The following is a 13107-nucleotide window of genomic DNA, read 5'->3' on the forward strand; positions in this document are numbered from 1 at the left end:
TGTTCCGCCGCGCGGCGACGCGACCTACTTTCCGTGCCAGAGGATGCTGCACGCAACCGTCACCCGCTTCGCCCCCAGCCCAACCGGCCTCCTGCATCTCGGCCACGCCCATTCGGCGCTGTCCGGGTGGCGCGCGGCGCGGGAGGCGGGCGGGCGCTTCCTCCTGCGGCTGGAGGACATCGATCCGGGCCGCTGCCGCCCGGAATTCGCCGAGGCGATCCTCGACGACCTGCACTGGCTCGGGCTGGACTGGGATGGGCCGGTGCGGCGGCAATCGGCGCATCTCGGGGAGTACCGCGACGCGCTGGCGGCGCTGGAGCGGCGCGGCCTGCTCTATCCCTGCTTCTGCACCCGCGCCGCGATCGCGCGCGAGGTGGCGGCCTCGGCGCACGCGCCGCACGGGCCGGACGGGCCGCTCTACCCCGGCACCTGCCGCCGGCTCGACCCCGATGCGCGCGCGGCGCGGCTGGCGCGTGGCGAGCCGCACGCGCTGCGCCTCGACATGGCGCGCGCCCTGGCCGCGGTGCCCGGGCCGCTTTCCTTCGACGAGGCAGGCGTCGGACGGCAGGCCTGCGACCCGGCCCGCTTCGGCGACGCGGTGCTGGCGCGCAAGGACGCCCCGGCCAGCTACCATCTCTGCGTGACGCATGACGACGCGCTGCAGGGCGTCACGCTGGTCACCCGCGGCGAGGACCTGCGCCCGGCGACCGACCTGCACCGGCTTCTCCAGGCGTTGCAGGGCTGGCCGGAGCCTGCCTACGCCCATCACCGGCTGCTGGCCGATTCGTCGGGCCGCCGGCTGGCCAAGCGGCACGGCGCGCCCGCCCTGCGCGCGCTGCGCGAGGCGGGCCGCAGCCCGGCCGAGGTGCGGGCCCTGGCGGGATGGCCGGATTGACCTGCCCGCGCGATCCCGGCCGTGCCTCCTGGATGCAACGCCGCCCCCCGCCGCGGTTTCATCGCCTGTCCGGCCCGCCTGCGCCGGCGGAGGCCGGGGCGCACGCCCCGGCAGGGTCCGCCGCCGGATCCGGGCAACGCGCGAAGAAGGAACAAGAGACGATGGCCGTCACCGCCCCGCTGAACGACGACGCGACGATCCGCCGCATCCTGCTGGAAACCCGCCGAATCGCCGTGGTCGGCGCCTCCGACCGGCCGAGCCGGCCGAGCTTCGGCGTCACCGGCTTCCTGGTCGGCCGCGGCTTCGACGTGACGCCGGTGAACCCGACGCTCGACGGGCGCCCCGTGCAGGGCGTGGCCTCGGTCGCGACGCTGGAGGAGGCGGCGCCGCTCGACATGGTGGACGTGTTCCGCCGATCCGCCGAGGCCGGCCAGGTGGTGGACGAGGCGATCCGGCTCGGGGCCCGCACGGTCTGGCTGCAGCTCGGCGTGATCGATCGGGCGGCGGCCGAGCGTGCCCGCGCCGCCGGGGTCGAGGTGGTGATGGACCGCTGCCCGGTGATCGAGTGGCGCCGGCTCGGCCTGCCCCTGGGCGCCTGAACCGGCCCGGCCGGGGGCGGGCGGGCAAGGGGCGTCCGGCTTGCCGATCTCCCAAGGGCGTTCCCTCCCCGCGCTGCCTCCGCAGGACTGCTTCTCCCGTCCGGCCGCCCGGCGAGCGTGCCGCCGTGCTCCCCGTCCGCGTCCCGGGGAGGCCGCTTGAAACCGGCTGCGATCCGGGCCACGTCGCGGTCGGGCGCGCTCGTGCCGGCATCGAGGAATGCCGGCCGCCGGGAAGGGCGGGCCACGGAGAGGATCTACAATGACCGACGAGGAACGCCGGATCATCGCCGGCTTCGTGGAGCGGGTCAGCGGCGCCCAGCCGGCCGCCGCGCCGGCCGGGCCATGGGGTGGCAGCGTGCCGGCCACCCAGCCGCCGCGCCCGCCGCTGCCGCCGATCGACCGCGAGGCCGACGCCTTCATCGCCGATCTGTTCAACCGCTACCCCGAGGCACGCTACCGCCTCACCCAGACCGCCTTCGTGCAGGAGGCGGCGCTGACCGAGGCGCAGAACCGCATCCAGCGGCTGGAGTGGGAGGTGCAGCAGGCTCGCGCCCAGGCGCAGCAGGCCGCCGCCCAGCCGCAGCAGCGTGGCGGCGGCTTCCTGGGCGGCCTGTTCGGCGGCGGTTCCCGACCGGCCGCGCCGCCGCAGCAGGGCTATGGCGGTGGGCAGTACGGCCAGCCCGGCGGCTACGGCGGTCCGCCGCCGCAGCCCATGGCGCCCCCCAACGGCGTGACGCCGGGCATGCTGCAGCAGCAAGGGCGGGGTGGCATGGGCTTCCTGGGCACCGCGCTGACCACCGCGGCCGGCGTCGCCGGCGGCATGGTGGCGGGCAATGCCCTGATGAACCTGTTCAACGGCGGCCATGGCGCCGCCGGCGCCCAGACCGCGGCGGCCGATGCCGGCCTGGGCAATTTCGGTGCCGGCGGCAGCGTGGGCGCGGATTCCAACCTCGCCTCCTCGTCCTGGACGGACCCGGGCGGCGTGGGCAGCGCGACCAACGTCTCCTCGCCCTGGTCCGATCCGGGCGGCGCGGGCGGTGGCTGGAGCCAGCCGGACCCGGCTGCCGTGGGCGGGCAGGAGAAGGCCCCCTGGGGCGGCGACGCCACCCCGGCCTCGTCGGACTGGTCCGGTCAGGGCGGGTACCAGGATGACACCTTCGGCGGCGGCGGCGAACACGATGCCGGCTACGACGGCGGCAGCTGGGACGACGAGCAGGCCTGACCGGGCCCGACCGAGTCGAATTCACCCACCGGCCGGCGCGGCCGGTGGGCCATCAGTCGGGCCATCAGGTTCCCAGGGGGAGGCGGCGCACCCGCCGGCCGGTTGCCCCCCCCCCGGCTGTCTCCCCCGCTGTCCTTCCTCCGGCCCCATCATCCGGGCCGAACGGCTTGCATCCGGGAGCACTCGCATCCGGGAGCAGAAGCCTGTCCTGCGGCGTGCACGGTCCCGGTACGACGGGGCGGGGCATCGCCCGCCGGTATGGGTCGGGCGGCACGCGGCGATCCGCCACGCGGGGACGCCCGGTCTTCACGGGCACCCGGTCTTCACGATCGCCGGATCCCCGGCCCGATGCCACGGCGGCACCGGGCCGGACGGAGTCAGTGCACCAGGACCGGCGCCAGCTCGTGCTGGATGATCGCCGCCACCGCGAGTTCCGCGTTCGGCGCCGCGCCGATCGGCGTGCCATCGGCGGCGTGGATCGCGATCGCCCGGTTGCCGTCCACCACGACGGGGCGGATATAGGCGATCTGCTGCACCCCGAGCCGCGCGAAATCCTGCGGCGAGAGGGACTTGAGGGCGAGGCGCTGCGCGCCTTCGGGGGTTTCCGTCTGCCCCGTCACCCCGTGCGTATCACTGTTCATGACCTTCTCCTCGTTCCGCGGCACGCTGGCCCGCGGATCCCTGTGGCCGCCCTCGCGAGGCACGGCCGGTTCAAGCCCGTGGCGCCCCGCTCGGCCTCCCACGGCTCCCGACCTCAGGAGCCATGGTCCGTCCGACCCTCAACGACCTGGCGGGTCACGCCGTTTCCCTTCGTCACGATGCGGATCGTCCGCACCCGCGTCTCCGGCTGCGGACGCTTCAGGTCCACATGCAGCAGGCCGTTGTCGAGCCAGGCGCCCTCCACCTCGATGCCCTCGGCCAGCACGAAGGCGCGCTGGAACTGCCGGGCGGCGATGCCGCGGTGGAGGAAGATGCGCCCCTCGCTGTCGTCCTTCTGCTTGCCGCGTATCACGAGCTGGTTGTCCTCCTGCGTGATCTGCAGGTCGTCCATCGCGAAGCCGGCGACGGCCAGCGTGATGCGCAGGCCGTTCTCGCTGACCTGCTCGATGTTGTAGGGCGGATACCCGTCGGCGTTCTTGGCCACCCGGTCGAGCATCTGCTCGAGGTGGTCGAAGCCGAGGAACAACGGCGAGCCGAACAGCGGCTGGCGCGACATGGGGGCCTCCTCGTCCGAGCGAAGCGGTCGCCGCGCCGTCCTTGGCCCCGTTGGTGGGAGAGGGAAGCGCGCGGCGGGCGGGACCCGAAGCATCCCGCCGCCTCCCGATGTGGCGCGCCTGCCGCGCCGTTGCAAGGTTGCTGCAAGGTTGCCGCCACATCCGGCCCCCGCAGCCGGTCCGGCACGGCCGGTCGCTCCGGCCGCCGGGCGCGGGAAGGCCGCGCCCCCGGCCGCCGCCGCGCCGGCCGGCACGGCGGTTGCCTAGCGCCGCCCCCACGTCTACATGCCGGGGCGACCCGCCGGCCGTCCCGGCCGCATCATGATCGTCCCTGCCGCCCGATGTCCGACGCCACGCCGATCCCGATCCTGCTCGTCCCCGATCCCCGCCTGCGCGCCAAGGCCCGCGCGGTGGGGGAGGGCGACGCCAATGCCGTGCGCGGGCTGGTGCCGCGCATGCTGGTCGCCATGTACGCCGCCCCGGGCATCGGGCTCGCCGCGCCGCAGGTGGGCGTGGGGCTGCGCCTCGCGGTGATCGACCTCCAGCCGGAGGAGCGGCGCGAGCCGATGGTGCTGGTGAACCCCGAGATCGTCGCCGCCAGCGAGGAGCTGGCGACGCGCGAGGAGGGCTGCCTGTCCCTGCCCGGCCAGTACGCCGACATCGTCCGCCCCGCGCGGGTCAAGGTGCGGTACCGGGACCTGGAGGGCGCGCGGCGCGAGATCGAGGCCGACGGCCTGCTCTCCGCCTGCGTGCAGCACGAGCTGGACCATCTCGACGGCGTGCTGTTCGTCGACCACCTCAGCGCGCTGAAGCGCAACATGATCCTGCGCAAGCTGGCCAAGGAGCTGAAGGCGAAGGCCCGCGAATGAGCCGGGCGGGCGGTCGGCCGTTCCCGGGCAGGCGGGCCCGCCGATGAGGCTCGCCTTCATGGGCAGCCCCGACTTCGCCGTGCCGGCGCTGCGCGCGCTGCACGCGGCGGGGCACGAGATCGCTGCCGTCTACGCCCAGCCGCCCCGGCCCGCCGGGCGGGGCCAGCGCGAGACGCCATGCCCGGTCCACCGCGCGGCGCTGGAACTCGGCCTGCCGGTGCGCACCCCCGCCCGGCTGCGGCGCGACGCGGCCGAGCACGCCGCCTTCGCCGCCCTCGACCTCGACGTCGCCGTGGTCGCCGCCTACGGGCTGATCCTGCCGCCCGCCATGCTCGACGCGCCGCGCCGCGGCTGCCTCAACATCCACGCCTCGCTGCTGCCGCGCTGGCGCGGCGCCGCGCCGATCCAGGCCGCGATCCTGCACGGCGACGCCGAGAGCGGCATCACCATCATGCGGATGGAGGAAGGGCTCGACACCGGCCCGATGCTGCTGCGCGAGGCGGTGCCGCTCGGCCCGCGCGCCACCACGCCCGGGTTGCACGACGCGCTGGCCGCGCTCGGCGCCCGACTGATCCTGCGCGCGCTGGCGGAATGGCCCGATCCCGAGCCGCAGCCGGTCGAGGGCATCACTTACGCGGCGCGCCTCGCCAAGGCCGACGGGAAGCTGGACTGGACCGATTCCGCCGTGGCGCTCGACCGTCGCGTGCGGGCCCTGAACCCCTGGCCGGGCACCTACTGCGCGCTGGATGGCGAGGCCCTGCGCGTGCTCGCCGCCGCGCCCGCGACCCTGCCCGCCGGCACCGCGCCGCCCGTGCCCGGCACCGTGCTCGACGCGGCCGGGCTGGTCGCGACCGGCGAGGGCGCGCTGCGGCTGCTGCGCCTGCAACGCCCCGGCCGCGCGCCGCTCGACGCCGATGCCTTCCTGCGGGGCACGAAGCTGCCCCCGGGCACGGTGCTGGGCTGAGCCGGACCGGGCCGTGCCGGAAGGGAGGGGGCGGGCCGATGCCGCGCTACGCGCTGCTGGTCGAGTATGACGGCACCCCGTTCGTCGGCTGGCAGCGGCAGGAGAACGGGCTTTCCGTGCAGCAGGTGCTGGAGGAGGCGGCGGCGCCGCTGAACGGCGGCGCCACGCCCGCCACCACCGCCGCCGGCCGCACCGATGCCGGCGTGCACGCCGAGGGGCAGGTGGTGCTGATCGAGCTCGCCGCCGACCTGCCGCCGGAGCGGCTGCGCGAGGCGCTGAACTTCCATTCCCGCCCGCATCCCGTCTCGGTGCTCGGCGCGGCGCGGGCGCCCGAGGGCTGGAACCCGCGCTTCTCCTCGCTCGGGCGCGGCTACCGATACACCATCCTCAACCGCCCGGCGCGGCCGGCGCTGATGCTCGGCCACGCCTGGCACGTGCCGCGCCCGCTCGACGTCGCGGCGATGCACGCGGCGGCGCAGGGGCTGCTCGGGCGGCACGACTTCTCCGCCTACCGCGCCGCCGCCTGCCAGGCGCGCGACGCGCTGCGCACGCTGGACCGGCTGGACGTCTCCCGGCACGGCGAGCTGGTGGAGATACGCACCGAGGCGCGCTCCTTCCTGCACCACCAGGTGCGCAACATAGTGGGCACGCTGCTGGCGGTGGGGCAGGGGCGGCGGCCGGTCTCCTGGCCGCGCGCGGTGCTGGAGGGGCGGGACCGCACCCGCGCCGGGCAGACCGCGCCGGCCGAGGGGCTGTGCTTCCTGTTCTCGCGCTACGCCGAGGCGCTGGACTGGCGGTGATGCGGGGGCAAGGCGGCCAGGAGCACGACAGCCGGGGGCGCGGGAGGATGGCGGCGGACGGGACGTTCGAGATCTTCCTCGCGGCCCCGCCGGGGCTGGAGGCGGTGCTGCACGACGAGGTGCGCGGCAAGGGCTTCCGGCGGCCGCGCGCGGTTCCCGGCGGCGTGGTGATCGAGGGCGGCTGGCCGGAGGTCTGGCGCGCCAACCTCTGGGTGCGCGGCGCCGGGCGCGTGCTGGCGCGGATCGACCGCTTCCGCGCCGTCCACCTCGCCCAGCTCGACGGCCGCGCGCGCCGCGTGCCGTGGGCCGCGGTGCTGCGCCCCGACGTGCCGTTCCGCGTCGAGGCCGCCTGCGCCGGCTCGCGCCTCTACCACTCCGGCGCCGTGGCCGAGCGCATCGCGACCGCGGTCCGCGAGACGCTCGGGGCGCCGTACTCGCCCGAGGCGGGCATCGCGGTGATGGCGCGCCTGGAGCACGACGTGTGCACCGTCAGCGTCGACACCTCGGGCGAGGCGCTGCACCGGCGCGGCTACAAGGAGGCCGTCAACGCCGCGCCGATGCGCGAGACCATGGCCTCGCTGTTCCTGCGGCAATGCGGCTACGACGGCGGCGAGCCGGTGCTGGACCCGATGTGCGGCTCCGGCACCTTCGTGATCGAGGCGGCCGAGATCGCGGCCCGGCTCAACCCCGGGCGCGCCCGCCGCTTCGCCTTCGAGCAGCTCGCCACCTTCGACGCCGAGGCCTGGGCGCGCATGCGCGCGGTGCGCAGCGAACGCCCCCCCGCCGCGACCTGCCACGGCAGCGACCGCGACGCCGGCGCGATCGCCATGAGCCTGGCCAACGCCGCGCGCGCGGGCGTCGCCGCGCACACGGAATTCCACCGCGCCACGATCAGCGAGCTGCAGCCGCCTGGCGGGCCATCGGGGGGCGCGCCGGGGCTGGTGATCGTCAACCCGCCCTACGGGGTCCGCCTCGGCGACCGGCAGGCGCTGGTGCCGCTGCACCGGGCGCTCGGGCAGGTGCTGCGCGACCGCTTCGCCGGCTGGCGCGTCGGCCTCGTGACCGACGAGCCGCGGCTGGCGCACGCCACCGGCCTGCCCTTCCTGCCGCCCGGCCCGCCGGTGCCGCATGGCGGGCTGCGCGTCACCCTGTTCCGGACCGCCCCGCTGGGCTGATCCGCGAGGCGGGGTTCCGACCGCTCCCGGCCGGTCCCGGTCGGCCAGGGTTTTGGCCAGGGGCGGCTCATACGGGTCCGCACAAGTGCGGACCCGTATGCTTCGTCGGTCCGGCGCGCGGCCGCCCCACCAACCCCGCGCGCGATACCGGCCCGCACAAGTCAGGACTTGTGCGGGCCGGTATCAGGTCTCCAGCAGCGCCGCGAGCCGGGGCAGGAACTCCTGGCCGTGCCCGCCGGCGACCGCCGCGTCCAGCGTGCCCGCCACCGCGTCGGCGATGTCGTGGCGCACCCAGCCCGCCTCCGCCGCCCGGCGGTAGTAGCCGAGATCCTTGGCGGCGTTGGCGATGAAGAACGGCATGGCGGCGGCGTCGCCTTCCAGCAGGAAGGGGGCGATCCGCTGCAGCGCCGCGCCGCCGCCGCCGCCCCGCTCCAGCACCTCGACCAGCGTCGCCATCTCCAGCCCCGCCCGCTTCCCGTGCGCCGCCGCCTCGGCCAGCAGCGTGACGAAGCCGAGCGAGACGTAGTTGTGAAGCAGCTTCGTCAGGTGCCCGGCGCCGACGCCGCCGACATGGGTGATGTGCTCGCTGAACGTCGCGAGCAGCGGGCGCACCCGCTCCAGCAGGGCCGCGTCGCCGCCGACCAGCAGGTTGAGCGTGCCGGCGCGGGCGTTCTGCGGCAGCCGGGTCATCGCCGCGTCCAGGAACGCCCCGCCCGCGGCGGCGACCGCGCCGGCCATGCGCAGGCTGGATTCGGGCAGCGCCGTGGTGCAGTCCACCACCGCGGCACCCGGCCGCAGATGGGCGACCACGCCGCCGGGGCCGGTCAGCACCTCCTCCACCTCCGGCGAGCCGGTGACGCAGAGCAGGACGATGTCGGCGTCCGCGACGACCTCGGCGATCCGCCCCGCCACCCGGACGCCCCGTGCGCGAAGCTCGTCGAGCGGCTGGTTGCCGGGATGGTCGAGGACGGTCAGGGGATAGCCCGCCCGCGCGATGTTCCAGGCGATTCCCTGCCCCATCAGGCCGACGCCGATCATGCCGACCGCAGGCTTGCCGCTCATGTGCTCCTCCCCCCTTCGTGGCCCCGCCGCGGGATGCGGCACGCCGCCGGCGCGCCTCGCCGATCCGCGCCGGCCTGGCGTTCTTCGCACCTTTCCATGCCGTCGGGCGAGACGGGTCCATGCCGTCGGGCGAGACGGGCGGCGGAATGGCCGGGAGCCGCCCGGCCCGCGAGGGGGCCGCATGGCCGCGCCGGGCGGAACGGGCGGGCGGCGGCGGGCCGGGCGGCGTGGCGCCGCCGGGACGGGGCCGTCCGGCCGGGAGTGTCCTACGCCGTGGCGCGGCCGCGCCGCTGCTGGCGCAGCACCTCCTCGATCCAGCGGTCGAGCCGCGCCGTCTCCGCCTCGGCCGCCTCCCGCTCCGGGTAGGCCTCGGGGAAGCGCAGCGACAGCCAGCGCCAGGCGACGAGACGCTTGTGCAGCTTCTCGGCCCGCTCCAGCTCCTCGCGGCTGGCGCGCTCGGGCGCCGGCAGGCGGCCGCCAGCGGGCGGATCGACCGGGCGGCCGGCGCCGTGCTCCACCGCCCAGCGGGCGAGGCGCGGCACGCCGTGGTCGCGCTGGTCCACCGGGCACATGGCGTAGGTCCAGCGGTCGAGCAGCGAGAGGCCGGGCACGCCGTCCACGGCGGTGGCGATCGCCATCGCCTCCTCCATGTCGGCGAGGCGGTAATTCGGGTCGTCTCGGCGCAGCACGGCGCGCTTGATGCGGGCGAGCACGCCGAACAGGCTGTCCGAGCCGATCTCGGCCGCGACGTTGGCGACGATGTCGGCGTCTGGCTGCACCAGCGGGCGGCTGTCCTCGGGCTCGGCGGGCGGGGCGGCGAGCAGGCGCGCCACGAATTCCGGGTTGCCGGCGCCGGCCAGCACCGCCACCACGCCTTCCTCGTAGCGCCCGTAGCGCCCGGCGCGGCCGCCGATCTGCTTGACCTCCTGGGCGTTCAGGTCGCGCCGCCCCTCGCCGTCGAACTTGCGCAGCGCCGAGAACACGACGCGGCGGATCGGCAGGTTCAGCCCCATGCCGATCGCGTCGGTCGCCACCAGGATGTCGGCCTCGCCGTTGCGGAAGCGCGCCGCCTCGGCGCGGCGCACCTCGGGCGACAGGGCGCCGTACACCACGGCGACGCGCCGGCCGCGCTTGACCAGCTCGGCGCGGAAGTCGAGCACGTCGCGGCGCGAGAAGGCGACCAGCGCGTCGCCCGCGTGCAGGTCGCCGAGCGGCACCGGCTTGCGCGCCGCGACCAGCGGCCCCTTGCGCTCGAGCGAGACCTCCTCCAGCGGGTCGCCGCACAGCGCGGCGATGCGGCGGACGGTGGCGGCGCTCTCGGGCGCGCCGAGCACGAACACGTCGCGCGCCGGCGCGCCCATGATGGCGGCGGTCCAGGCGGCGCCGCGGTCGCGGTCGTAGAGCATCTGCGCCTCGTCGATCAGCGCGACGTCCACCGGGTTCTGGAACGGGCACATCTCCACCGTGGCGGCGAGGTGGCGGCTGCCTTCCACGGGCATGCGCTCCTCGCCGGTGGAGAGCGAGGCGGCGACGCCGCGCTGGCCCAGCGCGTCGCGGAACTCGTGCGCGAGCAGGCGCAGCGGCGCCAGCGCCAGGCCGCTCTCCGCCTTGGCGAGACGGTCGAGCGCGGTGTGGCTCTTGCCGGAATTGGTCGGGCCGGTGACGAGGGTGATGCGCCGCTTCAGCGCGCGGGCGGTCGCGAAGTGCGCGGCGTAGCGGTCGAGCGCCGCGACGCGGGCCACGGCGGCGTTGGCCGCCTTGCCGGGGCGCAGCACCATGGGCGCGGGCGCCTTGCCCGGACGGCCGGCCGGCGCCTCGTCCTCGCGCCAGCGCGCGACCTCGGCGCGCAGCGGCGCCAGCTCGGCCGGGTCGAACTCCCAGCGCTCGCGGCCGCCGCGCTCGGGGATGCGGCGGGCGACGGGGATACGCCCATCGGCGATCCAGCGCAGCGCCTCCTTGGAGGTGCAGCCCAGCAGCTCCGGCACCGCGCGGAACTCGACGAGGCTGCGCTCCCAGTCGCGCAGGCGCTGCACCTCCTCGCGGCGGCGGGCGCGGGTCAGGGCCTCGGCGGTGCGCTGGTCCTGTCGGCGGCGGGATTCGGCGCGCTCGGCGGCGTCGCGGAAGGCGGCGGCGGCCTCGGGCGCGAGGCCGTGGGCGCGGGCGACGATCCCGGCCAGCGCCGCGTGGCGCTCGGCGGAGAGGGCGCCGCCGGCGGCATCGGCGATCTCGGCCGCGACGATGCGCAGCGCCGCCTCGGGCGTCTCGCCGGCGGCGCGCAGGCGGGCGGCGACCGCCTCGTCCAGCGCGGCGCGCAGCGTGGCCTCGTCGGGCTCGGGGTCGGTGACGGTCCCGGCGGCGAAGGCGGCGTCGGCGCGCTTCACCCAGGTCTCGCCGGCACGGTTCGCCTGGTCGAGCAGCCGGGCGGACCAGGTGCGGCGGCGCACCTCGCAGAGCGCCTCGCGCACCGTGGCGGCGTCGGCCGGCAGGCGCCGCTCCACCAGCCGGGTGAGCATGGGCAGCTCGCGCGTCGCGACCTCGAGGCCGCTCGCGGCGATCGCCGCCTCGGCGGCGGGGGTGGAGAGCGCGGCGGGGCGGCGGTGCCGGGCGGGGCGGGGCGGGGGCTCGGTGGCGGGCGGGGCCGTGCCCGCCGCTGCGGCCCGGGAGGGCGCGGCGTCGGCCAGGGCGACATCGACCAGGGCGGCATTTGCAGGGGCGGCGTCGGCCAATCCCGTGCCGGCCGGTTCCATGCCGGCCGGTTCCGGGCCGACAGGTCCCATCCCGGCCGCGGCGGGCGCTGCCGGATCGGCCTCGGCCTGCGCGGGTTCGACCGGGGCCGCCGCGCCGGCCGGCGGACGCCGGCGCCGGGCCGGACGGGGCGCGGCAGACGCCGGTTCGGCCGGCAGCGCCGCCATGGCCGAGGCGGGCCGGCGACGCGCCGGACGTGGCGTGTCCGGCGTGGCGTCGGGAGGCGTCGTGCCTGCGGCCGCCCGCGGGCGGGTGCGGCGCGGCCGGTCCCGGGCACTCGCGGCGCCGGGTGCCGGCGCATCGGCGCGCGGCACGGCCGTCATGGCCTCGTCAATGGTATCGGGTTGCATCGTGTCGGGCAGTGGCCCGTGGGTTCCGTCCAAGCGGCATACTCCGCGGCCGCGCCCGCTTCCGGGGAAGGCCGCGCTGGTCGGCGCCGCTGGTCGGCCGCCCGGCGATGGCCGGGGCGGGACCGCCGCGCATCGACGATCTTCGGGGGATTCACGGGACGCGGCACCGGGCCGATCCCACCGTGCGACGGGGCCGGGGTTCGCTCCCCGACGCTTCCGTTCCCGTAACTCGTACCACAGATGGATGGTTTCCGCGCGCCCTTGCAGGGGGCGGGGCTGCATGGCTCCCCTGCGGCGGTCACCCGCGCGCCTGCGCCCGGGCGGGGCGGTGCGTACGCCGCGGCCCGCATTGTGGCCCTGCGCCGCGGCTGCCATGCTTCCGCGAAATCCATCGGGGGGAGGGAAGCCATGGCGCGTCTGGCCGGCAAGGTCGCGTTCATTACCGGCGCGGGCACCGGCATCGGCCGCAGCGCCGCCGAGCTGTTCGCGCGCGAGGGCGCGCGCGTCGCCGTGGCCGACATCGACCGCGCCGGCGCCGAGGAGACCGCCCACCGCATCGCGCAGGCGGGCGGCGAGGCCATCGCCATCCACGCCGACGTCACCGAGCCCGACAGCGTCGCCGCCGCCATCGAGCGCGCCGAGGCGCGATTCGGTCGGCTCGACGTGCTCTACAACAATGCCGGCGGCTCCACCGCGCGCGACGGCACCGCCGTCGAGGCGCCGATCGAGGAGTTCTGGCGCGCCATCAGGCTGGACCTGTTCGGCACCTTCCTCGGCTGCCGCTTCGGCATCCCGGCGCTGATCCGCGCCGGCGGCGGCGCGGTGGTCAACACCGCCTCCACCGTGGCGCTGATGGGCTTCCCGGGACGCGACTGCTACACGGCGGCCAAGGGCGGCGTGGCGGCGCTGACCCGCTCGCTGGCGGTGGAGTACGCGCCGCAGCGCATCCGCGTGAACGCCGTCGCGCCCTCGGTCACGAAGACGCCGCGCGTGGAGGCGCTGCTGGCCGGGAACGCCGGGATGCAGGGCATCGCCAATTCCCACCTGCTCGGCCTCGGCGAGCCGATGGACGTGGCCTGCGCGGCGCTCTACCTGGCTTCCGACGAGGCGCGCATCACCACGGGCGTGGTGCTGCCGGTGGACAGCGGCGCGACGATCGTGTGAGCCGTCCGGGGCTGCGGTGCGCTCTAGCTCGTTGTTCCCGGCGCGGAT

General features: G+C 76.6%; 12 protein-coding genes. 8 read left to right on the forward strand and 4 right to left on the reverse strand.

The genetic code is table 11. The annotated features are described in order from the left end of the window. The first annotated feature begins 43 nt into the window (after positions 1-43). From gluQRS to M0638_RS01500, 3 genes are all read left to right on the forward strand, one after another. Positions 44-895, forward strand: a complete 852-nt coding sequence (gluQRS, locus tag M0638_RS01490) for a tRNA glutamyl-Q(34) synthetase GluQRS (protein ID WP_248665176.1) — start codon at positions 44-46, stop codon at positions 893-895. Positions 896-1056: 161 nt separating this feature from the next. Next, positions 1057-1494, forward strand: a complete 438-nt coding sequence (locus tag M0638_RS01495) for a CoA-binding protein (protein ID WP_248665177.1) — start codon at positions 1057-1059, stop codon at positions 1492-1494. Positions 1495-1753: 259 nt separating this feature from the next. Then, positions 1754-2716: a DUF2076 domain-containing protein gene (locus M0638_RS01500; RefSeq protein WP_248665178.1), complete on the forward strand. Its 963-nt coding sequence runs from the start codon at positions 1754-1756 to the stop codon at positions 2714-2716. A 377-nt stretch (positions 2717-3093) separates the two neighbouring features. Here the strand turns inward: M0638_RS01500 and M0638_RS01505 are convergent, their stop codons facing one another. Next, a complete protein-coding gene (locus M0638_RS01505; protein ID WP_248665179.1) occupies positions 3094-3357 on the reverse strand; it encodes a DUF1150 family protein in 264 nt (87 codons plus the stop codon). Positions 3358-3470: 113 nt separating this feature from the next. Further along, the gene (locus M0638_RS01510) at positions 3471-3932 is read right to left on the reverse strand and encodes an Hsp20 family protein (protein WP_248665180.1); all 462 of its coding nucleotides are present in this window, start codon (positions 3930-3932) and stop codon (positions 3471-3473) included. A 339-nt stretch (positions 3933-4271) separates the two neighbouring features. Here M0638_RS01510 and def point away from each other — a divergent pair, with 339 nt between their 5' ends. From def to M0638_RS01530, 4 genes are read left to right on the forward strand one after another with little or no spacing between them, the layout of a single operon-like run. Then, complete coding sequence (def, locus tag M0638_RS01515; protein ID WP_248665181.1) at positions 4272-4799, forward strand: peptide deformylase; 528 nt, start codon at positions 4272-4274, stop codon at positions 4797-4799. A gap of 43 nt (positions 4800-4842) precedes the next feature. Beyond that, on the forward strand, positions 4843-5763 hold the full coding sequence (fmt, locus tag M0638_RS01520) for a methionyl-tRNA formyltransferase (RefSeq protein WP_248665182.1): 921 nt from the start codon (positions 4843-4845) through the stop codon (positions 5761-5763). 38 nt (positions 5764-5801) lie between these two features. Next, the gene (gene truA, locus M0638_RS01525; RefSeq protein ID WP_248665183.1) at positions 5802-6563 is read left to right on the forward strand and encodes a tRNA pseudouridine(38-40) synthase TruA; all 762 of its coding nucleotides are present in this window, start codon (positions 5802-5804) and stop codon (positions 6561-6563) included. A 47-nt stretch (positions 6564-6610) separates the two neighbouring features. Next, positions 6611-7738: a THUMP domain-containing class I SAM-dependent RNA methyltransferase gene (locus M0638_RS01530; protein WP_248665184.1), complete on the forward strand. Its 1128-nt coding sequence runs from the start codon at positions 6611-6613 to the stop codon at positions 7736-7738. Between the two features lie 183 nt (positions 7739-7921). On the opposite strand, the gene M0638_RS01535 is transcribed toward M0638_RS01530, so the two are convergent. Together M0638_RS01535 and M0638_RS01540 are read right to left on the reverse strand one after the other, a co-directional pair. Continuing rightward, the gene (locus M0638_RS01535; RefSeq protein WP_248665185.1) at positions 7922-8800 is read right to left on the reverse strand and encodes an NAD(P)-dependent oxidoreductase; all 879 of its coding nucleotides are present in this window, start codon (positions 8798-8800) and stop codon (positions 7922-7924) included. 266 nt (positions 8801-9066) lie between these two features. Then, on the reverse strand, positions 9067-11547 hold the full coding sequence (locus M0638_RS01540; RefSeq protein ID WP_248665186.1) for a helicase-related protein: 2481 nt from the start codon (positions 11545-11547) through the stop codon (positions 9067-9069). Between the two features lie 756 nt (positions 11548-12303). On the opposite strand from M0638_RS01540, the gene M0638_RS01545 reads away from it, so the two are divergent. After that, positions 12304-13059, forward strand: a complete 756-nt coding sequence (locus tag M0638_RS01545; RefSeq protein WP_248665187.1) for an SDR family NAD(P)-dependent oxidoreductase — start codon at positions 12304-12306, stop codon at positions 13057-13059. Positions 13060-13107 lie beyond the last annotated feature (48 nt).

The organism is Roseomonas acroporae (genome assembly GCF_023223525.1).
Taxonomy (GTDB): domain Bacteria; phylum Pseudomonadota; class Alphaproteobacteria; order Acetobacterales; family Acetobacteraceae; genus Roseomonas_E; species Roseomonas_E acroporae.

Excerpts from the sequence above, each read along its gene's own strand:
- M0638_RS01530 (WP_248665184.1), top strand. The coding sequence starts at position 6,611 with ATGGCGGCGGACGGGACGTTCGAGATCTTCCTCGCGGCCCCGCCGGGG.
- M0638_RS01500 (WP_248665178.1), top strand. The coding sequence starts at position 1,754 with ATGACCGACGAGGAACGCCGGATCATCGCCGGCTTCGTGGAGCGGGTC.
- M0638_RS01495 (WP_248665177.1), top strand. The coding sequence starts at position 1,057 with ATGGCCGTCACCGCCCCGCTGAACGACGACGCGACGATCCGCCGCATC.
- gluQRS (WP_248665176.1), top strand. The coding sequence starts at position 44 with ATGCTGCACGCAACCGTCACCCGCTTCGCCCCCAGCCCAACCGGCCTC.
- fmt (WP_248665182.1), top strand. The coding sequence starts at position 4,843 with ATGAGGCTCGCCTTCATGGGCAGCCCCGACTTCGCCGTGCCGGCGCTG.
- M0638_RS01505 (WP_248665179.1), bottom strand. The coding sequence starts at position 3,357 with ATGAACAGTGATACGCACGGGGTGACGGGGCAGACGGAAACCCCCGAA.
- M0638_RS01540 (WP_248665186.1), bottom strand. The coding sequence starts at position 11,547 with ATGGAACCGGCCGGCACGGGATTGGCCGACGCCGCCCCTGCAAATGCC.
- truA (WP_248665183.1), top strand. The coding sequence starts at position 5,802 with ATGCCGCGCTACGCGCTGCTGGTCGAGTATGACGGCACCCCGTTCGTC.
- M0638_RS01535 (WP_248665185.1), bottom strand. The coding sequence starts at position 8,800 with ATGAGCGGCAAGCCTGCGGTCGGCATGATCGGCGTCGGCCTGATGGGG.
- def (WP_248665181.1), top strand. The coding sequence starts at position 4,272 with ATGTCCGACGCCACGCCGATCCCGATCCTGCTCGTCCCCGATCCCCGC.
- M0638_RS01545 (WP_248665187.1), top strand. The coding sequence starts at position 12,304 with ATGGCGCGTCTGGCCGGCAAGGTCGCGTTCATTACCGGCGCGGGCACC.
- M0638_RS01510 (WP_248665180.1), bottom strand. The coding sequence starts at position 3,932 with ATGTCGCGCCAGCCGCTGTTCGGCTCGCCGTTGTTCCTCGGCTTCGAC.